We start from the raw sequence: 24837 nt of genomic DNA on the forward strand, positions 1-24837 counted from the left end.
TTATTTTTGCATTTTATCCAATATAAACTTTGCTATATATAATATATAATAACTAACTAGTATGATAAGGAGAAAATGGTGAACCAAAAATTAAAAGATATCATCATCCAAGCCATAGAAACAACACCTGGTGTTAGTGGTTTAACTAAACTCGATTATACCAACCAAGAATTTGAAATCGTTGATCGCAAAGGTTGAAAAGACCATATTTATTTAACAGAAAATAACAAAATGTTTAATATCAAACTTTCAATCGTGATTCAAGATAGCGTTACTTCGAAAAATGTTGCTTTAGCAATGACTAATACAATAATCTTTTTGGCTAAACAACAAAATATCCGTATTAATGAAGTTTCGATTTTTATTAGAGGAGTAGTGTATGAGTAAAAATACAACGATCGGTGCCAAAGAATGAAAAAAAGCCATAATTTCAGCGGCCAATAATTTAACCAATAGCAAATCAAGAATTGACAGTTTAAATGTGTTCCCTGTTCCTGATGGTGACACTGGTTCAAACATGTCAAGCACAATTAATCAAGCAAAAACTGATTTACAAAAACAAGAATTTGAAAAAATTAGTGACGTTGCCAACACTACTGCCAAAAGTATGTTGATGGGCGCTAGAGGAAACTCGGGGGTAATTCTTTCGCAAATTTTCAAAGGATTTTCAATCGCTTTTGAAGGTAAGAAAAACATTGATACTTTTGGTCTTTTAGTTGGTTTTCGAGAAGCAACTAAAAAAGCTTATGCTTCAGTTCTAAAACCAGTTGAAGGAACAATTCTTAGTGTTATCCGCGAAACAACCGAAGCGCTTGAAAAATTCAAAAACTCAGATGTTTCAATTGTTGAGTTTATGAAAAATGCTGTTGATTATGCTCGTGTCGCTTGTGAAAATACACCTAAAAAACTTGCCGTTTTACGGGAAGTTGGTGTTAACGACTCGGGTGGTGAAGGTTTATTCCTTATCATTGAAGGGATGTATCTTTCATTCAAAGGTAAAGATGTTGCAATTAGAGATACAGAAGAAAAACATAGCTTTATTTCAGACACCGAAATTTATGATGGCGAATTTGGGTACTGTACCGAATTTATTGTTGATTTAAAGGATGTTGATGGTTTTAGTAAAAACGATTTTGTAGAAATTATCGAAAAAGAAGCGAATTCGCTTGTTGTTATCAATGATGTCAACATTTTAAAAGTTCACGGCCACACTATCAAACCAGGAAACTTACTTAACATTGCCCAAAAATATGGTGAATTTATCAAAATTAAAGTTGACAATATGTCATTGCAAGCAAACGAATCAAAAAACAACAGTATTAACGGCAACAAAGATAAAAAAGAATGTGGCATTGTCTCATGTAATTTGGGGCAAGGAATTATTCGTAAAGTTAAAGAGCTTGGCTGTGACTATGTTGTAGAGTCGGGTCAAACCCAAAACCCTTCAACAACGCAAATTATTGAAGCTATTCATAACACTAATGCTAAAACAGTTTTTGTTTTACCAAACAACTCAAACATCATTTTGACCGCGCAACAAGCTGCGCAAACTATTACTGACAAAAAAGTTATTATCATCCCTACCAAAACTCAAGTCCAAGGTCTAACAGCCTTAATGTATTTTAATAACGAAACAAGCGCTGAAGAAAATAAAGAATTAATGCTTGATTCAATTAAATCGGTAAGAACTGGACAAGTTACTAAAGCCGTTCGTGATACTAAATTAAATGGATTAAAAATTACTCAAGGCGATTACTTATCAATCATCGATAATAAAATTGTTAATACTTCAAACACCTACATTGATGCAGCTAAACACATTTTAGATAAAACGGTTGATAAACAAAGCGAAATTGTCACAATCTATTATGGTGACGAAGTAAGTAAAATCGATGCTAAAAAAGTAGCTGACTACATCTTACTTAAATTTGATGTTGAAGTTGAAATTATCAACGGCGGACAACCTAATTATCAATTTGTAATGGGGGTTGAGTAATGTACAAAATCGCTTTTGATATTATGGGCAACGATAAAGGCTTAGAACCCGCAATCGCCGCCAGCATTGAGTTTGCTACTCAAAATGAAAACTACACAATTTGACTTGTTGGCGATGGTGATGAAATTGCCAAATACTATAATGGCAACCTAAAAAATATTAAGATTATCGATTCAAAAAACACTATTAAATTTTCGAAAAACATTCGCGAGGAAATGGCAAAACCAAGCTCAATGATGGACGCAATTCAATTAACAGCATCAGGCAAAGTTGATGCTGTTGTTTCATGCGGTGATAGCGGAATGTTTTTAGTGGCTTGCTCATTAATTTTAAAAAGACTAAAAGGCGTGTCGCGCGCAGCCTTTATGCCAATTATGCCTACAGTTATCAAAAACAAAAAGTTTTTATTGCTCGATACCGGAGCAAACGTTGAAACGAAACCAAATTTTTTGGTTGAATGAGCTAAGATAGCAAGAATTTTCTATAAATATATGTTCAATATCTCCAACCCTATTATTAAACAAATTAATATCGGAACCGAAGAGTATAAGGGTGGAGAATTACAACACGAAGCAAACGACTTATTATTTAAAGAAAATATTAACTATCAAGGCTACATTGAACCAAGAGATTTGTTACTAGGAAACTGTGATATTGTTGTTACCGATGGTTTTTCGGGTAACCTTGTCTTAAAATCAATGGAAGGCACGGTTCTTAATTTTAAAAAGATTATTAAGGATGCAATTACTAAAACATTTTTAAGAAAATTAGCCGCCGTTACCCTTAAAAAAGCTTTTAGTGAGGTAGCTGAAGATCTTGACTATCGTAATGTTGGTGCAGCCTGAGTAATGGGTGTTAACCATATGGCAATTAAAACACATGGCTCAAGCGATCGAAAAGCTTTTTTAGGAGCACTCAACCAAGTAAAACTTGGCCTTGATAATAACATTTTTAATAAGATAAAGGAAGAGTTTAAATAATGAATTTAACAAACAAAAAAGAGCATCAAGCCTACTTAAGTAAGCTCAAGGCCCTCCTTGAAACTTATCAAGTACCATACAATAATCTTGAACTTTATATTACAGCCTTTACACATGGTTCGTATAACAACCAACAACACAAACAAAAAACTTACGAACTGCTTGAATTTCTTGGCGACTCATTAATTGGTAGTTACGCCGCAAAACACATTTATTATGAACTTAATGAGAAAGATATCAACGATCCTGGTATTGCCACCAAGATTAAATCAGAAGTTGTTAAAAACGCTGCACTAGGTAAAATTACTGTTGAAACCGGGTTAGTAGATTTAATTATTCACTCCCTTAAAAATCTTGATGATAAAGAACAAAATAAGATTAAAGGTGATATCTTTGAATCGCTTTGTGGATGCATTTATGTTGACACAAGTTTAAACGACTTAAATAATTTTTTAAATATAATATTAAAGCCAAAACTTGTGGCACAATTAAAGAAAATAGACAAGATGGCAGAGCACCCAAAATCAATTTTTCAAGAGTTAATTCAAAAACACAAACTCGGCGAAATTGTTTACGAAACCAAGGAATTTGTTGAAGATAATCATTTAATGTTCATCAGTAAATTAATGGTTAATGGCATGGTTTTTGGGGAAGGTGTAGGCACAAGTAAACAAAATGCTGAAACCGACGCTGCTGAAAAAGGGTTGAAAAAATACCAGGAGGTTCGTAATGAAACTAATTAAAATTTTCGCTCACGGATTTAAATCGTTCGCCGACCCTATTACACTAACATTCGATGGTGGTGTAACGGGGATTGTTGGACCAAATGGAAGTGGTAAATCAAACATTAATGATGCTGTGCGTTGAGTTTTAGGTGAATCATCATCAAAACAGCTTCGGGGAGATAACATGAACGATGTTATCTTCGCCGGAAGTAAAACAGCACCAGAAATGGATCGTGCCGAAGTTACTCTTACTTTTGATAATAAAGATCGAACAATTCAAAACCAAGGTGATACCTTTACTATTTCACGGGTAATTAAACGTAATGTAGGTGGTAACCTTTACTTCATAAACGGTGAAGAAGCTCGGTTGAGAGATATTAAAGAAATCGCAATGCAAACAGGGATTTCGAAATCATCTTTAGCTATTATTTCGCAAGGAACGGTTAGTGATATTGCTGAAGCAAGTCCAATTCAAAGACGTGGAATCTTTGAAGAAGCGGCGGGTGTAAGTATTTATAAATCAAGAAAAGATGAAGCACTACGTAAACTTGAAAGAACAATGATCGAACTTGAAAAAGTTGAAGATCGGGTAAAGACACAAGAAAAGCTTCTTAACAAACTGCAAAAACAAGCGGAAAAAGCTAAAATCTGAATGGATAAAACTAACCAACTTAAAGATGTTGAAATTGGTTTACTCGTTAACAACATTAGTCATTACAGCGAGTTACTTGAAAAACTTGATACCGAACTTAAAGGGGTAGATGAAACTAAAGCTAACCTTAACAAACTTCTTGATGAAGCAGAAGATGTTATTAGACATAAATCAACCTTTAAATACGACCTCGAAAAAGAATTACAAGAACTTAAAAATGAAAATGATGCAATCAATGTTAAATTACGTAACATTGAAATTGCAAAAGTTCGTCAAGCCGAACAAAGAAAAGTTATTTATGGTGGTTTAGTTGATGCAACACCAGAACAAATCATCGAATCATTAAAAGAAGAAATTAAAGAAAAAAATGATGACTTTTTAGCTTTTAAAAACCAATTAGAAAACATTCGAACCAAAGCTGAAACATTTAAAAAAGAAGCTGAAGAACTTGAAAAAATTCGTCAAGAACTAAATGCAAAATTTGTAACTAATGAACGAAACAGACAAGTTATTAATGCAACTTTAATTTCATTAAGAGAACAATATAAATCACAAAACCATTTATCACAAGGAACAAAAACAATTCTTGATAACAAGTTTTTATTCAAAGGACTTGAAGGTACCGTTGCTGATTTAATTAAATTCGATTCAAAATACCACAACGCGATGTCGATTATTCTTGGCCAAAGCGTTCAAAACCTTGTAGTTGATACACCCGAAACCGCCATTAAAGCCATTAATTTCTTAAAAAATAATAAAAATGGTCGGGCAACATTCATCCCTCTTTCGTCTGTTTCGCCTAAATTTGTGCGTCAAGAACACCTTTACATTCTTGAAGGAATGAAAGGTTACATCGGAATTGCTAGCGACTTAGCACAAGCCGATGCTAAATTTGGAATTCTTGTTAAATTCTTACTTGGTAATATTTTGGTAGCCGAAACTATCGAACACGCTAACCAAATTGCCGAATTACTAGATAAAAGATACACAGTTGTTTCACTTGATGGTGATATCGTTCGTCCTGGCGGGGTTATGCAAGGTGGTGAAAAAGTTAAAAACACCATCTTTGGTATTGAAGAAAAAATCAAAGAACTTGAAGCCGCTATTCCAAAACACGACGAATACGAAAAGAATGTTCGTAGCGAAATGAACAAAGTTCAAATTCAATACGAAAACAAAATGAAGATTATTACCGGTTTTACCGAGGAAGCATTCAAAATTAGACAAAATATTGAACGCACCGAAGTTGAACTTACTGAACTTAATATTAAATTTAGAAACCTTTCAAATGAAGAACTTAAACTTTCAAATGTTCTAAATATTGAAACAAACGTTGAAGCACTTAAAACTAAGCAAATTGAAAATACAGCACATATCAATGCAAAACAAGAACAAATTGCTGATTTTGCAAAGGAAATTACTAAATTAACAATTGAAAAAATGGACTTCGAAAAACAATTAAGAAATTTTGAAACCAAATTTAATGACAAAATTCGTGAAAAAGATCGTTCACAACTATACCTTAAACAAGCATCAGAACGTCTTAGCGAACACTACAAAATGACTTTTGAAGTCGCAAGTGAACAATACAAGCTTGAACTCGAAGTCGATGAAGCAACCAAGATTGTTAAAACACTTCGCCGTGAAATCGATGAGCTTGGAGCAGTTAACCTAGAAGCTCTTCGTGAATACGAAGAAGTTAAAAAAGAATATGACATTCTTACCGAAAGCTATGACGAAATTTCAGAAGCAAAAAACAAAATTGATGAGGCTATTGCTCAATTAGATAAGATTATTATTTCAAGATTAACAAATGTTGTCGATGAAGTTAATAAAGAAATTAACGAAGTCTTTAGTGCAATGTTTGGTGGTGGTAGCGCTAATGTTAAATTTAGCGACCCAAACAATGTGCTTGAATCAGGAATCGAAATTGAAGCACAACCTCCTGGCAAGATGATTAAAAACCTTAAATTATTCTCAGGTGGAGAAAAATCATTGATTGCCATCTCGTTATTATTTGCAATTATTAAATCAAGACCGCTTCCACTTTGTATCCTTGATGAGGTAGAGGCCGCACTTGATGAATCGAACGTTGTTCGTTATGCTGAATTCTTACAAAAACTAAAAGATACAACCCAATTCCTTGTTGTTACACACCGTCATGGAACAATGGCAAACGTTGATCGTTTAGTTGGTGCCTCGATGCAAAAAAGAGGTATTACTTCGTTCTTTACTGTAAGTATCGAAGATGCCAAAAAAATGCTTGAAGAAGCAGAAGAAAAATAATAAAAAACATACCACTTTGCGGTATGTTTTTTTTAATTATTTAAAGTTAGAAGTTTGACAAACCCTTTTGCTGTTAGGCTTGCGCCACCAACTAAGAAACCATCAATATTTTTTTGTGCCGCTAGTTCTGCAACATTATCTGGTTTAACGCTACCGCCGTATTGAATAACAAGTTTTTTAGATGTATTTTTACGAATAAATTTACATACTTCTTCAGCAATTTCTGGGGTTGCTACTTTACCAGTACCAATTGCTCAAATTGGTTCGTAGGCAAGAACAATTTTTTCCAAATCTAAGCCTTTAAGTGAATCTTGCAATTGTTTTAAAACAACTTGTTTGGTTTTGCCTGCTTCATATTCTTCAAGTGTTTCCCCTACACAGATTACAGGTGTAATACCTGCTTCAATAAGCGCTTTTGCTTTTGCATTAACAATTTCGTCGGTTTCCCCATAATATTGTCTTCTTTCTGAGTGACCAACAATTGCATATGTCACATTAAGATCTTTTAACATAGATGCACTAACTTCACCAGTATATGCGCCTGATGCGTGTTCCGAAACATTTTGTGCACACACAGGTAATTTTGATTTTAAAAATGCACTTAAGTTAACAAATGGGGCAGCAATTGCAAATTTCATTTTTCTTGGATATTTGTTTTTTTCTTCACGATGTAATTCTTTAAATTCTTTAATGAACTCTACGGTTTCGCTGTAGGTTTTGTTCATTTTTCAGTTACCAATAATAATCATTTAATTCTCCTTAATGTAAAAATTATAAAGTAAATTTATTTTTATTTATTCTAAAAATTAAAGACATTTGGCGGCATATTTTTGGCAACATAAATTATTGTTTTTCAACGAAAAATGTTGAAAAAACCTTGAATTATACTAAAAATTTGTTTACTATAAAATAATAATTATGTCAGTAAAAAGTATTAATTTAATATAATAAATACATGGGATTTTTTAAAAGATTAAAAGAACGAATTTTTCGTTTAAAAGTTAATGACGAGACTAAAGAAGAAATATTAGCAAAAGAAGAAAAAGCACGTCAAGAGCGCGTAGCCCAAAAGGAAGAAGTAACACAGGCTAAAGGTATTCAAAAGCTAGAAGATGAATATTACAAAAAACATGACGCTAATAAATATGTTGCTGGGCTAGCAAAAATCAATAATTCTTTCTCTCGTAAAATTATGGAATTACAAACCTCACATCATCAGATTGATGAAGATTTTTTTGATGACTTGGAAGAGATTTTGATTATGTCTGATATTTCAGCAAAACTTGTAATGATTATTGTTAATGAAATTAAGAAAGAAGTTAAGATCAACAACATCACAGATATCAAATTAATTAACGAAATTGTTGTTGATAAAATGTTCATGGTTTACGCTAACAAAACTGTGGTTGATACCACACTCAATTTTGAAGATAATCGCTTAAATGTGTTTATCGTGATTGGTGTCAATGGTAGTGGCAAGACAACTTCAATTGCCAAACTAGCACATAATTACCAAAAACAAGGCAAAAAGGTTCTTGTTGCCGCAGCTGATACATTCCGTGCTGGAGCAGTTGATCAACTTGAAAAATGAACGCAACGTATTGGTTGTGAAATTGTTAAATCAGAAAAAGTTAACGGCGATCCTGCAAGCGTTGTTTACAAGGGACTTGAAAAAGCAAAAGCAGAAAATTATGATTTATTAATCATAGATACTGCCGGGCGTTTACAAAACAAAGTTAACTTAATGAATGAGCTAGAAAAAATGTATAAAATTCTTCGCAATACAGATGCAACTATGCCTCATGAATGCTTACTTGTACTTGATGCAACCACTGGTCAAAACGCCATTTCTCAGGTCCGTGAATTCAATAGTATTACGAATTTATCAGGTTTAATTTTAACCAAAATGGATGGAACAAGCAAAGGTGGAATTGTTGTTTCTATTAAAGATGAGTTTGACTTAGATGTTAAACTTTTAGGCTTAGGCGAAGGTTTAGATGATCTCAAAGAATTTGACCTTGATAACTTTATTTACGGAATGACAAACAGCTTAATGGAGCAATAATGAATATTGATGATCGAACAAAATTACTAGAGCTTTGAGATAAATATAAAAACTTTTTAACTGACAAACAACAAGAAATTTTCGAAATGTATTTAATCGATGATCTAACTTATGGTGAAATTGGCAAGGTATTAGGAACAACTCGCGCCAATGCGTATGATGCCATCAAAAAAGCTAAACAAAAACTAATTGAAATTGAAAACAAACTAGGTAAGGAGTAAAATGAGAAGTATTTCTATTTCTAAAAAAGAAGGTCAACTTAAAAATATTCTTAGCATTATTATCGAAGAATTAGATGATAAGGACATTGTTTTACCCACAATTGTTGATGTTCGCTTATCAAACGACACATCACACGCTCGAATCTTTGTAAGTTTTTACAAACAAAAAAATCGTGGATTATCAAAATTAATCGGGGCAACCAACTATATTAAAAAACAACTTGCAGCATACTTGGACTGACGAAAAATTCCTAACCTTGTTTTTGAATTAGATCATCTTACTGATGATGGAATGAGAATTGATAAAATCTTGGAAGATTTAAAAAAAGAGGCTTAGTCCTCTTTTTTCTTTCTTCTTAATAAAATTTCTTGATGATACTTGTCTAGATTTTTAATATATGGCGCATCGTCAAAATATTTTTTTGGTTGCGCATTAACCCAAAGAACAACGAGATAATTAACTAAAATTTTTTGTTGCAATATATATTCATAAATATAATCATCATAACGATCTAATAAAATCGTTTCTTGCTCGTCAGTTAGGTGGCTCGATTCGATAAAATATGCCAAATCAAAATGCTTATCACCCATTGTCGCGTATTCTCAATCCACAATATAAAGTTTGTCATTTTTTAAGACCATATTTTGAGTTCATAAGTCATTATGACACGGAGTGTCTTTTTTCATATTAGTTAAAATTTTATTAATCCGTTTATAGTAAGCATCAATTTTAGGAATCTTAATGCCTTTTTGAGCCAAAATTTTAAGATATTCGCGAATTCGATCTTTAATATTAAATTTAGGAAAAGCGAGATTAGAATTGTGCAATGTTTTTAAACAGTCAGAAATTTTTTCAATGTTATCTTTTGTTAACTTTGGCTCTTCGCCTTCAATTAATTCTCATTTTGTTTTTTCTGGTGTGTTAAGTATTAATTTTGGCACAAAATTAAGAACACTTAAAATAGCATAATCAATATTATGATTAAATTGATTTTTATGTTTCTCTTGAACAAAAGTGTTATTTTCTACATATGAATAATTGGTGAGCCCTTGCGTAATTTTTTGCATATTTTTATTATATATAAATTAAGTAATAAGTTTTGCAGATTTATTCTTATATTCAGAAAACAAAATATAGAAAATTTCAATAAAAAATACTGAAATTTTGTTGATAAACTGCTTTTTTTAGCATATAAATTATTGGGTTTTTTCTGTTGTAATTTTTGCAGCAAAATCATGAAACAAGTCACCTAGATATTTTGCTGAAATATTTGTCTTTTTAAGTTCTTGAAAATTTTGGGTTTCTTGAACCTCAATATTGTCCGAATTTAATAAGTGTTTTAGTAAAAATTCTAAAATTTTATCTGTTTGTCAATTTTCTTTTGGTCTTTCTAAATCAATTGAAATAAAATTTTTGCTATTATTAGAATCTGAAATTTTTATTAATTTAACACCGTTTTTTTCTTCTTTGTAATCGATATTTATCATTTTAGTTTTCCTTTCTAGATTTTATATTTTTCATTTTTTCATCATATACTTCTTTTCGAAGTTCAAAGGCTTCGGCGCCTCCTTCTAAATAATGAAAATCTGCTGTTTCTTTTTTATTATTGTCTTTAATAATTACTTCGTCAATTTTAAATTTATCACGTAAATTTTCGGCAAATAAATTTGTTGAAATTGTTTTTCCGTCGAGTAATAATCCGATATTTGAATTATGAGTAACAATGAACATTTGTTTGCCTTTATTCTTTTGTTCTTTTAAAAGTGGAAGAATTTCTGAAAATATTGTTCTGTTATCTAAGTTGTCCTCAATTTGATCAAGTAATAAATATTTTGACTCTTTTTTGTGAGAAGATACATTCTTTATTGTGTAGGTTACACCAAATAAAGTTTTTTGTCCTTGAGATAAATTCTCGTATGGAACATCACCAGCGTAGACTTTCAAGTGTCTAAAAACAAGAAAATTAATAATATCTTCCTTATCTTTTTTCGAAATTGTAGATGTAATTTCTTTGTTCGCTGTTTTATTACAAATTAGGCCGTAAATGTTCATATTGTCTTTACTCATACCAAAAAGTCTTTTAAAAATTTCTTGCTTTTCTTCCATATCTAAAGAAAAGGGTGTAATTTTATAAATAAAATTATCACTACCATCCCCTTTAATTGAATAATCCCAATTAATTGTTATTTCGGTATTAATAACATCTTTTAATTTTTTATTAATATTAAAAATCAATTTTAAGGCATCGGCAAAAAAGGTTTTTAATTTGTCATAACTTTGATATTCTTTTTGTTCTTTTTGAATTTCATCTTTATATTTTCTTGATAACTCTTGAAAACAAGCAGCAAAAGAATTTATACCATTTTGACATTTCTTAATTCTTTTTTCGATTTCTAAAACGAAACTCAACATTTGTTTTTCAAATAAATCGTAAATTTCTTTTCGGATTTTTAACTTTTGGTCTTTTTCATGAACATTGCACAATCTTGATTCATAAGCTAAATTTACGAACTTCTCATAATCAGTGAATGCCTTACCAAATTCTTTTTGCATATCCTCTTTATATTGATTAATTAGTTGATCGAAATTATTGTTTACAACCTTATTGTTAAAATTAATATCAAACCAGTATTCACTTTGCTTTTTATTTGTATCAAAAGGTTTAGTTACTTCGAAAATAACTGGAGCGTGTGGTTTTTGCTCAGTTTTTAATTGATAATTTGAGAATTCATCTTTTAAACTCTCAAACATTGAAAATAAACATTTTTCTTGGGCAGCATTACCATTAATTTGTCGAACGAAAATTTCACGTTTTTTCTTCTTATTGTTTTCAACATTTTCTGTTGTATCAAGCGAAGTTTTACGATCATCGTCTTGTGTAATGTAACCTTCTATTTTCTCTTGAACAATTTCTTCAGCATCCCTAAGATCACTCTTAGTTCCTTTAGCAATTGAAAACGATTTTTGTTCCGAATCCAAATTGTATTCAATATTTTCTTCACAATTTAATTGACCTGCCAAAAACGGTTTTGTTTCGATAAATTTTTCTTCTGCTATAGCAAAAGCAATTAATTTTAATAAAGTACTTTTGCCAGAACCTTTAGGCCCAACAATAATATTGACTTTTTCGTCAAACTCAAGAACATTTTTATCTGTACCATTTTTTTCTTTAAAAATTAGTTTTTTTAACATTACTTCCTTTCTTCAATATATATTTTTTTATTTTTAATTGCCATCTTAACACTTTCATAAGTTGCATCGGCTTCAACATAAGTATTATGTTTACTGTGTTCTGGGTATTTTCTTCAAGTATGGGTATCACTAAAAACAACGACCGGAACTTCTTCTCTTGCTAGTTCTTTTTCCTTTTTTCTTATTGATTTAAGATTTGAACTTTTAAGATCTGTTGTATCATACGCATCAACACGAGCGTCCTCAAAATCCTCTCAGTGCATGTTATCTTGGCCTTTGCCAGTATGGGGAAAAACCATAAAATCAAATTCTTTCAGAATTTCAAGTGCTTCTTTATACGTATGAACAATCATTGGTGTTCGATATTTACTAAAATTATTTTTAATCACTTGTTCAAGTTTGTCTAAGTCAGAATCAGGATTAAAAATAAAAACCGCTTGGCCTTTTTCATTTTGCGTTTTCGCTTTTGGATTATGTGTTTTCAAATCAACTTCAACACCTGGGAAAAGTACTAAATTTCATTTTTTATTAGCTAATAATTCTCTCCTTTTAATAAAACTATCTTTATAAAAGTAATCATGATCAGCAATACTTGCAACAGCAACATGGTTTTTGATTAAAACATCAAAGATCTCTAAATCTGTGTATTTTTGCGCATTGCTTCCTGTAATATTCGAATCAGCAGAATGTGTGTGTAAATCAATTTTTATTCAAGCCATAGCTAATCGTAACCTCCTATACATTTTGCCGTGATAATTAAATAATCAATAAAGTTTGATTGTTTTAAAATGTATAGAAAATAAAGCGTAATGTTGATAAATAAGATAATTAATTAATCAAAACACCAACACATTATTATTAGCTAATTATCCATTTCATTATACAATGAAAAGCAACCGAAAAAATAAATAAAAAAAATAAGAATGCAATTTTATGGTTGCATTCTTATATGAAATAGAAAAAAAGGGGGGTTAGTGTAGTCACCAGTTAGGTTGGTGGTAGAAACGTAGTTACCATTATCAAACTATATATACACTATCCGAGTAAGTGCTATATATCATTATATCAAATTTTTAAATTAAATCAAAATTTCTTTAGGATCTTTTCTGGTCTTGTTAACACGTATCTTTTCAATGTATCCGTTTTTAAGATAAATAACCTTATCAGCTAACTCTTCAACCTTCTTGTCATGCGAAACCATCACAATGGTGGTTCCGTATTTTTTATTAATCCCATCTAAACTTTCAAGAACAATTTTGGCAGTACCAGGGTCGAGAGCTCCGGTTGGTTCGTCGGCAAAAATGATTGGTGCATTTTTAATAAGTGCTCTTAAAATAGAAATCCGTTGTTGTTGTCCACCAGACATCGTGCTTGGAAATTTGTATTTTACATCCTCAACATCATACTCTTTAAAAAGTTCGTCGATATTAAGTAATTTGGTTTTATCTTTTTGAAGATAAGCGCCCGACATAACATTATCGTAACTTGTTAAATTTTGAAGTAAATTGTATGATTGGAAAATAAAACTAACGTTGTTTCGTCTAAATTTAGTGAGTTTATTGTCACTTAAATATGGCAAATTCAAATTATTAACAATTACATTTCCATTACTTGCTCGATCAAGTCCTGACATCAAATTAAGTAAAGTTGATTTACCACTTCCTGATTTACCTAAAATGGCAACGTATTCACCTCTTTTAATTGTAAAAGAAATATTTTTAAGCACGTTTGTCAAAACGTTACCGCTTAAATAATATTTAGTAACATTTTGAATATCAAATATATTATCGTCAGTGTTTTTTAAATCTTTATTTTCATCTTTTGCACGTGGTTTTTTATTCGCCTTACTTATCATTCGCACAATCTTAAGTGGTACATTTAAAATGTTTTGATTTTGCTCATTGATAATTGAAAACACATTTTTTCTTGTGATTTTTTGACTTAATAATGGATCATTTTCATTTTTTTTCATTATTTTCCTTTCAATAAATCAATAGCCTTCATTTTGTTAATTGCGTATCACGCAATTGATGTTGTAATCAAGAAAACACTAAAGATTATGATTGTTGTTACAAAGACAGGTCAAACTGTTAAATGTAACGGCAAGAAGATGGAACTTGAATTTAGGATAACGCCTGTAAATAGTTTAATTGTTAAAATCGTGATCGGTATACTTAATATTAAAGCAAAAACAATAAATGGTACAAAGATAAAGAAAATTGTTTTAATTCTTTCTTGTTGTGAATAGCCCAAAATTGATAAAATCGCAATATTACGTTGATTTTCATTAATTAAAATCGTTGAAATTATAATAAGAATAGTAATTGAGATAACAAACGAAACAACAATAATCGAAACTAGTAAACTTTCTACAGTATTAGCGATATTAAGAGTAAATCCAGCTTCAATATCCTTCGAGTCAATTGATGTTGCTAGAGCAATATAAAGTGATTTGTTAAAAATGCTTGAGTATTTATTATTTGATTGCTCTAAAGCGCTTTTTTTGGCGTTGGCAATTTCAATTTCTTGGCCATTTTCGCCAAGGAATTTCTTTGTATCTTCCTTGGTTAATCCCATATCTTCAAACACGCTGCTTTCACCAGGTTTGTTTGAGGCCCAAGTTTCATCAGTACCAAATAAATTATCAAAGATTAACTCTTTATCCTGTTGCGAAAGTGTGTCAATATCATAATTATTTAAGGCTGCTCAATAACCGCTTGGCGAGTAAAGGGTAGAAGAACCAATAACTTGTTCCGGCACTTTGGCATCTGTCATAATTCCATTAAATGGTTCTTCAATTAACCCGCTGGATACTTTGTTAGTAAACATTTCATCAAGCCCTAGCAACTGATCTGCACAATCTTTTCTTGTAATTAATTCATTGTTAATATATGTTTGGTTAATACCAATAACTTCAAATTTTTGCGTTGTTTCTTCATCAATTGGTTTACCAATTATTTTATTAATTTTGTTTGTATAACGTGTCGTTTTATTCAAAATTGGTAATTCAATAATACTTCCGGGTTGTAAATCAAATTCATGGCTTACCACCTCGTTAATTACAAGTGGTATGTGTTCGCCTTTGTAATTATATAAATCTTCGAATAGCGAACCGCTTAATTTAATAAGACGCGAATCCTTTTTATAGCCATAAATTTTAACATTTGAATCATTGATTTTTGAATTGATGTAAGTGTATTTTTCGTCGTGCTTATCGTCGAAAAATACACCACCAAATGAAATATAGTAATCTTTAAAACGATTATCAATTGTGAAAATCTGATTATTAAATTTGTTAAGATAAATATTTTTATAACCGTCAATTAAGAAGCTACGGTACACTTCACGATGTGAATTATTAGAAATATCATCTTGCTTGTAGGTTCCACCTGGAATTAATTTATTGTATTTAAATTGCCCTTCTGCTCATGTTTGTGTATAAAGGAAGAAATCAGTATACGCTTTTGTTGTTTTATCTAAAGCATAAACACCAAACATATTAACGTATTTAAAAATTGTATTGTTGGCAATAAGTGAATGATAGTATTCATCGAGTTTACTTGGCGAGTACGAGTTAGCATCAACTTCAAACTGAAGGATTTTAGCAATAATTTGACGTTTAATTTCTTCGTCGTAAATTGCTTTATGTTCCTTATTATTAACTAAGTCAACATCAGGCCCGTTTAAATTTAAATCGTTACATACCTTGTTAACGGCCATATCGTGCAAATTGTAATGAATTTCATATTCTTTATTAACAACATTTTGTAAGGCATAACCGACCGAATCACGAATTGCGTTAACCTTAGCTTTTTGTGTGTCAGGCATAGAGTTATAAGTTATTTGTCATGGATCGACACTGACCCCACCTTCAATCGCAATGTTAACACTAAATTGCGTAATGATATGTGGCTCAAATTGTTTAGAGTCTTGAGCAATGTTACCGTTTTTACCGCCTAAATTAATTGCTTTTGAATAGCCGGGGCGGAAGTAATTATAAAGCGTTGTTTCAATTTCATTTGATGTTCCGGTTGGAGTATAAATTAAATTTTCCAACTCGTGCGAACCATAGGTTCGATAAATACCACCCTCAATTGTTGGTGTTTCCATATCAATCTTATAATTGTAATAACGATTACGATATGTTTCTTTCGTAATCGACTCAAATTTACCAATCGAAACAATACTAAAGGCACTAACAATTGTTGTAAGTAAAATTGAAAACATAAAGGCGAATAGTTTTCCAAGCGAATTAAGAATTAAACTAATTGAAAATTTTTGCTTAATGTTAAATTTGCTTGCTTTTGAAATTTTGGTTTGTGTTTTAACAAATGCTAAATCATTGGTTCCGCGCATTAACTCAATCGATTTTGTCTGAAGCATTAAGATCGTAACCACAAAAATCAATGCCGAGGTTCCAAGGAAAGGAATAAAGACGGTAAAGATCATTGAGAACCAGTTAAATGGTATTTTTTGTTTAGGTAATGTTCAGTAGTTGCTAAAAATATCCATTAAGAAAATCTGCAATTGCGAGCCTATGGTATAACCTAGAACACCACCTATAATCGAAGTCACCGCCGAAAACACAAGTAGTGAAGTTGCAATTTCTCATTTGTTGTACCCCTGCGAAATCAAGATTCCTAAAACTTTCGACTTAGATGCAATATAACGACGAATAATAAAGATTACCGACAGCGCTACTAATGTTACAAGTGTAACAATAATTAATGTTGTTGACTGGTCTACCATGTTAATAACTGATACTGGCATAATTAGTCGAATTGCCCGTTCAGGGTTAATTGGATCAACTTCTGATTGTAAATATGCCCGTTTAATTACATCGCTTGGACCAGTAATTCTACTGATGGCTGCTTGAATATCATCTCTTAACTGTTCATCTGTTTTTTCTGTCTTATTACTTATTAATAAATATTTTTTAATAACGTTACCTTGATAAGCGTTTTTGATCCGGTCAAACCCTTTATTATTAACATAAACAATCGCTTGGTTCTTAGTATTAACTTGAAGATTGTTTTCGTCAATAACTGGATATAAATAATCAACTGTGGTTTCTTCGCCAATAATAATGAATTTGCTACCATTAACATTTAAAATGTATTTGTCATCAAGTTGAGCGATTAACTTTTGGATTTCAACTGGGTCGTTAGGTAATTTAAAGTCTTTAGTTGGTTGGTAAATTTCTTTATTATTAAGAATTAAGTATAAATAGTTTACTTTTGCGACATAACCACCAACATCGTTAAAGTTAATAATATCATCACGTGGATTTTGATAAGTAATTGAACCGATTGATTCATTAATTAAGTTAATTAAATTCATTCCAAAAGTAGTAAGGGCGTTCTCTTTATTAAGTTTGTCTAAATAATCAAAGTAAGCGTTATCAATAATTAAGTTTGTATCTTGATCTTGACTTAATAAATGATAGAAATTTTCTTGCTCTGGCAACATATCTAAAAGAATTGTGCTGGTAAAGTTTTTTAATCAAACTTTGTCATTTGTTAATGCTTCAAAATCAACAAGTTTGTTGAGTAAAATATGCTGTAAATTTCCAGTTGTTTGACTTTCGCCTGTAGTGTTGGTATTAGTAATAAACCATAAAAGAATCCCGGTATTAATTGGGGTTAAATATGGATTAATCATAATTGGCGGCAAGTTTAAATTAAGTAAAAGTTGTGACGTTTTTGAATTTTTAAAAATAAACTTAGTTAAAAAGTCTTTTACTTGATAATTTTCTGGTCTTGTTACCAAATCTATAAATTGTTTTTGATTGTAGAAATATGAACCATTTTCTAAATCCAAGAATCCGGTATTTTTAGTAAACTTTTTGCTTGAAGCAAGCATTGCAAAATAGTAGAAAGTGTCGTATTTTAAGGTTTCGTATACAGTGTTGCCATCTTTTGTTTTAGCAAATAAATATTTACTTAAAATTGGATCGTTAGCAATAAAATTTTTAAGATAAGGTTGATTTGTAAAATCACTTCATTTGTTGGCAATGTTACGGAAATTGATTAAACCACTAACTGTTTTAAGAGCATTAAAATTGCTTATATTTGGTTCTTGTGGTTCAAGTTTTTCACTTGATAACTCATCTAAAATTGGTTTCGAACCTGGTAAGAAAATTAATTCTAGCAACTTGGTTGCTACATATCTAGCATCATCCACATTATCAATGTAAGTAAACAATTTAGTCAAGTAAAAATAAAGTGGCGACATTGTAATAGCTTGTCCCTGTTTAGTATCAGGGACTTTTAAAAGCTTATTGAATGTATCCGTAATTAACCCAATTGTTCCGTTAGTTTGACCAATTTCTAAAAACGTATTAGCGTATTTTACTAATGAATCATCGCCAATTAAAAGATTACTTAATCTTTCAAATTTAGATAACTTGTTTCTTAGTTCATCCGTTGAAAGATAATTAATTAATGAGGTGTCAATTCCTAAATAATAATTAATAAATTTAATTTCCGAACTTCTTAAAGTGTTCTTATCAATTAATTTTTCAGTAACATTTTCAACTTTAATTTTTAAATTATAGTATGTGTCAAACTCGCTGGTTTTCTCACCCGAATCAAACAAACTTGTTAGTGATAAAAGATCAAATATTCCAATTTTATCTGGGTCGTTGGCAGGAATATTTATACCTGGTGCACCTGCTGCTTGTGATGTTTTTGAAGACAAGTTAAACATTTCAATAATTGTCTTTTTAATAACAACATTGTTTTGTTTACCTTCGAACAACGATTCTAAAAAGGCAGAAATAATATCTGAAAGTTTAAACATACCCACTCTTACTTTGTGAATAATCGATGGGTCTTCAATGCCGTTGATAATGCTTGGTGAATAAAAGATTTCTACTCGTTCACCCTCAAAGCTATCAAGATTTAATTTTGCAAAAAATGATTTTAAATCAATAATTTCAATTAATTTAATAAGACCTTGTTTAAATTCTTTGAAATTATTTTCGGGATGGTTTTTGTCTTTGTTTTGATTTATTTTTGGTAAAAGTTTTCAAATCTGATTATCTTTAGAAATAAATGAACTTAGAATACTATTTTCGGGTCCTAATAAACGGTTAAAATCAATGGATTCAACTAACTTAATTAGCGATTTTGATAACTGGTTAGTATCAATTGAATAAAGGAGCGGCTTAATTAAATCAATACTTGAAATTCCGCGTTCATAATTATCTTTGTCAAATGAACCATAGTACAATTTATTTCCATCAGCATCTTTTGCGTGAAGAAATTCATGTAAAATATCTAACCATTTTTTAAAATCAATTGAATTAACAATTTCTGAAAGCGCATCGACCATCGTGCTTGAATTGTTTGAAATCTGAATCAAGACGTCTGCCGGAATTGCATCAATAAAGTTAACGTTAAAAACGTGTTTAAACAAGAATTTTAATTTGTTATATTGTTCAGTAAAGTATGAAACAAAATCGGGGCGTTCAATAATCTGAATCTTAATTTGTTGGAAAAAGTTTGTAAATAACTTGTTTAAAATACCCGGGTTTGATTTTGTTACTTCATAAAATACATCAAGCATTAACGGAGTAACAATTTTAAGATTTAAGATTCCGCTCGCAAACACTTGTCCAAAGTTTGCTTTTTGAAGCACATCTTTGGCAACTGGTATAAATTTCGAAATAAACTCAACATCTATAAAGTTGTTTTTCACTAAATCTAAATTTAGAAGCACTTTTTCAACACTAGCCATCATAAAATCAACAGTACCGGTCTTAAATGCTTCGGTAAGTAGTTCATTGTGTGGAGCACGGAAAATCATCGGAATATAAATAAAGTTTTTAAATAATGGATCTTCTTTAGCTCATCCGCGCTTTTCAATTGGTGTGTTGTAATGCAATGTAAAAAAGTTGTTATTAATGAACAATCTTTCCATCTCAACAACACTCATACGGTTATTTGTCTGTCTTATTTTTTCATCAGTAAACGCTTCAGGATTGACGCTAGTTCAGGTAAAGTCACCAACTTTTCTTTTTAATAAAATAAATTTATTTTGCAACATCGTAATCGCATATTCAAAATCAGTTCCTGCTTCGTTAAAAACTGTTTGATTTACATTAGATTGGTCAACAGAATATTTTGCTAAAACAACAACTTTTTGTGAGTTGTAATATTTTGTTTCATTTGTAAAATTACTTACAATTCCCACTCGATCGAAGCGAATATCGGTATCGAAGTATTTAGGATCTGGGTTAATGTTTTTAAAAATTTGGTTAACAACTTTAGCTGCAACATAAGTAGGTAATTGATTTGTTTTGTAAAAAGTACTTTTTGAAGAGCTAATCTCATTTAAAATAGTAGGTTCATAATACTCATTATAAAGTTTTCCGACATTTAATTTCACACCATCAATTTCAAAATTTTCATTACCAGCATTAATAAAATGAAAGACATTTTTTTCGTTTGTGTCTTCATTAAACCCATCTACTGTAAGTGTTTGTCTATAACCAACATTTTCAGCCCCTACCATCCGAATAACTTCTTTGGTTGATTCTTGAATGTTGAAAAACTCGGCACCTTTGGCTATTCTGGCAAAATATTTATTTTTGATATTTGGGTTGTAAATTTGCGAAATAATTTCTTCGTCACTTAATTTATCTCATCCTTCGTGATAAGCTTTTTCAATTTTTAAAATACTTTCTTCTTTTAATTTTCCCGCGTCTAAAAATAGACCTGTTTCGTTATCATTGAAACGGTAAAGCTCACGATCTAAGTCTTCGATAACAACAGTGTTATAGCTATTCTTTTCAGCGCCTTTAATAATTAAATTTGGATTATTAATTTCTTCAAAATTAAACAAGTTTGTTTGTAAATTAAATAAATTTGTGTCCGCTCTTCACGCAAAAACAATTGCTTTTTTACTTCAGTAACTTAATTTTTCATACTCTTTAAAGCTGCCATATGTTCGAATATAATCTTCGTTTTCAGGATTAAGATAATCTGAAATTTTACTCATAAAACTACCGAACGATCCGGTTCATAAGTCTTTATATTTAACATCTGTTTTTGTATTTCTTACTTTAAGATCAGAATAAGTAGATGCATAGTGTTTTAAAAAATATTTATTAATTTGCAACTCTTTAAAAACAAAATTTTTGTCAATTTTATAATCGTGTTCGGGAACAAACAAATTATCACGAATATCAAAAACATCGATTTCGACCTTGTTAGTTAAAAGTTTAAAACGACTAAAAAATTGTTCCTTAATTTCTTCAAGGGCAAATGCTTGAAGTTCAGTAAATGTAATTGTATCTTTTACAATGTTTCAAGTTAATGTTTTATTACCTTTACCATCGACAGTAATTTTATGGTCAAAAAAGTTTGCGCTAACACTATCATCGCGAACAAAAAGCTTTGGATAGGTTGTATCTGATTTTAATTTAAAAAGCTTTGCAACATTTTGTTCCGAAATTTTAAAACCAATTCCTAAATCAAGTCAACTTTTGGCTTCAAAATAATCAAAAGTGATTTTTTTAGTAACAAAGTTAAAGTAGGCTGGACTAATATTTTTAAAATATATTTTTGTGCCGTCTTCTGAATCTTGAAAATTAATTAATTTACTTACTGTAGTAGGGTTTGTATAAGTTGTCTCTAAAGTAAAAACATCAGTAAAAAGAATTTCTTTTTTCTCTAAATTTGGTTCATAGTTATTACCGTTTTTACGGTAAACAAAAATCGTTGGTTGTTTTCTTGAAGCAACTAAATTATCATAAACTGTCTTATTTAAACGAAAGGTTGAGTCATAATCCTTCAAAGAAAATTGATAATGCTTTGGTTTGCTAGCAGATTCTTTAGAAATTAAATAATTAGTATAAATTGAATTAAAATCAATTTTACGAATATATAAATCAGCAGGAAATGAAACATCAAAGCGTTTAAGTGCAATATACCCTTGATCTTTTTCGCTTGCTTCAGCATATAAATCTACTTTATAACTTGGTGCTTTATTTCAATCGTCTTTTGGTATAAAAGCGATTGGATCATCTCATTCACGTTTTCCATACTTATCTTTTCACTCTTTTGATGTTACATAATTACCCGCATTATCTTTACCATATTGATCTTCTTTTAAAAAATCATTAACAAAATAGCCACCACCATAGGCGCTACCACTACTTGGAAGGTTAAGGTCAGCAGTAACATCGTGAACTTTGGATATTTTTTTATAATCACCAAACTGACTATTAAACGAACTACGCAAGTTGAATAAAAGTGTAAAAATAGCAGAAGTTAGAAACACTAAAAATGTAAGGCCGATAATGACAACCTTATTTTTTGAAAGCGATTTAAATACTTCCTTGAATAATTTAATCATTCCTTGCTTCCTATCTGTATATATCTATAATATAAATATATAAAGTGAAAATATAATAATACTATTTTATAAAAAAATAATAAAAATACAAAAAAGAGACTTTTTATGAAGTCTCTTTTTTAAGTTGCCTATTTTTTGCTTGTTTTTAAAGTTTTTTTAGGTTTTTCTTCTTGTTTTGAGGGCTTTTCACCTAGAGTTTGGGTCTTATCTAACGCCTCAATTTCTTTATTAATTTTTGCTTGTTCTTCATTGATTTCGTAAAGAATTTCATCAATTGAGTATTCTTTAACAGTAACTTTTCTTTCTTCTTTTTTAGGTGGAAGTTTTAAATGTTTTGCAATGTAGTCGATTTCTTCTTTAACAATTGTTTCATTTTCAAGTAAGGCATCAGCAATTAATTTGTGAAGTTCACGGTTTTCATTAATTGTTTTTTGCGCGATCTTTTCAGCTTCAGTAATGATTTCACGTACTGCTATATCAATTTCGTGTCCCACTTTCGAGCTAAAAGATGAATTTTTAGCATAATCACGACCTAAAAATGGGTTTTCAGTATCTTCTTCATACTTAATTGGACCTAAATTTGACATCCCGTATTCAGTAACCATTTTTCTTGCAATCTTGGTTGCTCTGGCTATATCGTCACCAGCGCCTGTTGAAATATTATCTTTACCATAAATAATTTCTTCTGCTGCACGACCGCCCATGTATGATGCAATCATTGCAAGCATTTCTTTTTTGGTCATATTATATTTCTCAACTTCAGGAAGCATTAAGTTATATCCGCCAGCATTACCACGAGGAATAATTGTAATTTTTTGAACTTTATTACCACCTGGGACTTTAAGTCCTACGACAGCGTGCCCAGCTTCGTGGTATGCTACCATTTGTAATTCTTCAGGTGAAATTACACGACCTTTTTTAGCAGGACCAGACATTACCCGGTCAATTGCTTCATCAATTTGTGCCGAAGTAATAACTTTTGTATTTTCGCGAACTGATAAAATTGCTGCTTCGTTGATTACGTTTTCAAGTTGTGCACCTGAGTAACCTGGTGTTCTTTTTGCTAAATTTTCAAATTTAACATCAGGGCTTAAACGTTTACCAGTGGCATGAAGTTTAAGAATTTCTTCACGTTCCTTAACGTCTGGTAAATTAACTGTAATGGTTCGATCGAAACGTCCTGGTCTTAAAAGAGCGGGGTCAAGAATATCGGTACGGTTGGTTGCGGCCATAATAAGAATTCCCGAGTTTTCGGTAATCCCGTCCATTTCAACAAGGATTTGGTTAAGGGTTTGTTCACGTTCATCGTTTCCGCCACCGACACCGCTACCACGACGACGACCAATCGCATCTAATTCATCGATAAAAATAATTGCAGGAGCTTCTGAACGTGCTTCTTTAAACATATCACGAACACGTTTAGCGCCAAGCCCAACGAACATTTCAACAAAGTTCGAAGCCGAAATAAAGTAAAATGGTACGCTTGCTTCACCTGCTGTTGCTTTGGCTAAAAGAGTCTTCCCTGTTCCTGGAGGACCTCCAAGTAAAATACCTTTAGGAATTCTTGCGCCTGCTGCTGAATATTTAGCAGGGTTTTTAAGGTAGTCAACAAGTTCTTCAACTTCTTGTTTAACTTCGGCATTACCGGCAATGTCTTTGAATTTCTTGTTGGTTTTAACACGAATTGCTTGGTTATTTGTGCCACCCAATCCGGTTCCTCCCATTGATTTAGCTTGCATTCTAAAGATTCAAACCATTAGTCCAATTAATAATAATGTTGGGAACAATCTTAAGAATATATCTCAAAAACTAATACCTGTTTTAATCTCATCAACCATAATTCTTTGGTCGATTTTTTTATTGTGATCGTCATTTGTGTTTCACATTGCTGTTTTAATAACTGTGTTTCACAAGGTATCTTTAGTAAAAATAACATCCCCTATTTTTGCATTACCTGATGCATCTTCTGCTCCCGCTTTTATTAATTCTTTAATGAGCTCGTCACCAACTGGTTTTGATGTTGTTGATGACAAGAATGCGTTTCCTTCTTCTAAGCCTCGCAATTGAGTTTTAAATCAAATTTCTCTGGCTTTACCATCAATTTCTGTGTGGTATCTACCTTCAACACTTGCTGATTCAATGTTTGATTTAAGCTCAATAAAATATTCTTTATCATCTTTTTTTGCTGCGGCTTTCACAATCTGTGAACGAAATTCATTTGGTGAAATTATTTGTGGTTTTGGTTTAAATAACGAGTACAAAATAAACCCACCAACTAATAATAAAATGGTGATAATAATGACACGTCATCATCTAATTGGTCTGCTTTTCTTCATGGTGCCTCCTAGGAAATATAC

Annotated in this window: 16 protein-coding genes; 8 read left to right on the forward strand and 8 right to left on the reverse strand. The window is 31.0% G+C overall.

The genetic code is table 4. The features are described from left to right. The first annotated feature begins 75 nt into the window (after positions 1 to 75). The 5 genes from NPA09_RS03185 to NPA09_RS03205 are packed head-to-tail and all read left to right on the forward strand — an operon-like array spanning position 76 to position 6639. Positions 76 to 387, forward strand: a complete 312-nt coding sequence (locus tag NPA09_RS03185; protein WP_129722922.1) for a hypothetical protein — start codon at positions 76 to 78, stop codon at positions 385 to 387. Next, positions 380 to 1996 carry a DAK2 domain-containing protein gene (locus tag NPA09_RS03190; protein WP_129722920.1) on the forward strand — a complete coding sequence of 539 codons (1617 nt, stop codon included), beginning with the start codon at positions 380 to 382 and terminating at the stop codon, positions 1994 to 1996. Before NPA09_RS03185 ends, NPA09_RS03190 begins: the two co-directional genes overlap by 8 nt. Beyond that, complete coding sequence (gene plsX, locus NPA09_RS03195) at positions 1996 to 2976, forward strand: phosphate acyltransferase PlsX (RefSeq protein ID WP_129722918.1); 981 nt, start codon at positions 1996 to 1998, stop codon at positions 2974 to 2976. The genes NPA09_RS03190 and plsX overlap by 1 nt, the downstream gene beginning before the upstream one ends. Then, complete coding sequence (locus tag NPA09_RS03200; protein ID WP_129722916.1) at positions 2976 to 3719, forward strand: ribonuclease III family protein; 744 nt, start codon at positions 2976 to 2978, stop codon at positions 3717 to 3719. Before plsX ends, NPA09_RS03200 begins: the two co-directional genes overlap by 1 nt. Next, a complete protein-coding gene (locus NPA09_RS03205; RefSeq protein ID WP_129722914.1) occupies positions 3706 to 6639 on the forward strand; it encodes an AAA family ATPase in 2934 nt (977 codons plus the stop codon). Before NPA09_RS03200 ends, NPA09_RS03205 begins: the two co-directional genes overlap by 14 nt. A gap of 32 nt (positions 6640 to 6671) precedes the next feature. Here the strand turns inward: NPA09_RS03205 and tpiA are convergent, their stop codons facing one another. Then, complete coding sequence (gene tpiA / locus NPA09_RS03210; protein ID WP_256541823.1) at positions 6672 to 7388, reverse strand: triose-phosphate isomerase; 717 nt, start codon at positions 7386 to 7388, stop codon at positions 6672 to 6674. Positions 7389 to 7594: 206 nt separating this feature from the next. Here tpiA and ftsY point away from each other — a divergent pair, with 206 nt between their 5' ends. Genes ftsY through rbfA form a run of 3 tightly spaced genes read left to right on the forward strand, consistent with a single transcriptional unit; the run spans position 7595 to position 9262 of the window. Next, a complete protein-coding gene (ftsY, locus tag NPA09_RS03215) occupies positions 7595 to 8704 on the forward strand; it encodes a signal recognition particle-docking protein FtsY (protein ID WP_129722912.1) in 1110 nt (369 codons plus the stop codon). Further along, a complete protein-coding gene (locus NPA09_RS03220; protein WP_129722909.1) occupies positions 8704 to 8925 on the forward strand; it encodes a sigma factor-like helix-turn-helix DNA-binding protein in 222 nt (73 codons plus the stop codon). The genes ftsY and NPA09_RS03220 overlap by 1 nt, the downstream gene beginning before the upstream one ends. A gap of 1 nt (position 8926) precedes the next feature. Beyond that, a complete protein-coding gene (rbfA, locus tag NPA09_RS03225) occupies positions 8927 to 9262 on the forward strand; it encodes a 30S ribosome-binding factor RbfA (protein ID WP_129722907.1) in 336 nt (111 codons plus the stop codon). Here the strand turns inward: rbfA and NPA09_RS03230 are convergent. The 7 genes from NPA09_RS03230 to ftsH all read right to left on the reverse strand — a co-directional run bounded on the left by NPA09_RS03230 (position 9259) and on the right by ftsH (position 24816). Next, a complete protein-coding gene (locus NPA09_RS03230) occupies positions 9259 to 9993 on the reverse strand; it encodes a phosphotransferase (RefSeq protein ID WP_129722905.1) in 735 nt (244 codons plus the stop codon). The two genes, rbfA and NPA09_RS03230, sit on opposite strands and share 4 nt — an antisense overlap. 129 nt (positions 9994 to 10122) lie before the next feature. Then, on the reverse strand, positions 10123 to 10413 hold the full coding sequence (locus NPA09_RS03235) for a hypothetical protein (protein WP_129722903.1): 291 nt from the start codon (positions 10411 to 10413) through the stop codon (positions 10123 to 10125). A gap of 1 nt (position 10414) precedes the next feature. After that, positions 10415 to 12118, reverse strand: coding sequence for an AAA family ATPase (locus NPA09_RS03240; protein WP_129722901.1), 1704 nt, complete (start codon positions 12116 to 12118; stop codon positions 10415 to 10417). Beyond that, positions 12118 to 12837 carry a hypothetical protein gene (locus NPA09_RS03245; protein WP_129722898.1) on the reverse strand — a complete coding sequence of 240 codons (720 nt, stop codon included), beginning with the start codon at positions 12835 to 12837 and terminating at the stop codon, positions 12118 to 12120. Before NPA09_RS03245 ends, NPA09_RS03240 begins: the two co-directional genes overlap by 1 nt. Before the next feature lie 359 nt (positions 12838 to 13196). Then, positions 13197 to 14090 carry an ABC transporter ATP-binding protein gene (locus NPA09_RS03250; protein WP_129722895.1) on the reverse strand — a complete coding sequence of 298 codons (894 nt, stop codon included), beginning with the start codon at positions 14088 to 14090 and terminating at the stop codon, positions 13197 to 13199. Continuing rightward, positions 14090 to 22480, reverse strand: a complete 8391-nt coding sequence (locus NPA09_RS03255; protein ID WP_129722892.1) for an ABC transporter permease — start codon at positions 22478 to 22480, stop codon at positions 14090 to 14092. The genes NPA09_RS03250 and NPA09_RS03255 overlap by 1 nt, the downstream gene beginning before the upstream one ends. A gap of 128 nt (positions 22481 to 22608) precedes the next feature. Further along, a complete protein-coding gene (ftsH, locus tag NPA09_RS03260) occupies positions 22609 to 24816 on the reverse strand; it encodes an ATP-dependent zinc metalloprotease FtsH (RefSeq protein WP_129722889.1) in 2208 nt (735 codons plus the stop codon). Positions 24817 to 24837: the final 21 nt, after the last annotated feature.

The organism is Mycoplasmopsis equigenitalium (assembly GCF_024498255.1).
GTDB lineage: Bacteria > Bacillota_I > Bacilli_A > Mycoplasmatales > Metamycoplasmataceae > Mycoplasma_H > Mycoplasma_H equigenitalium.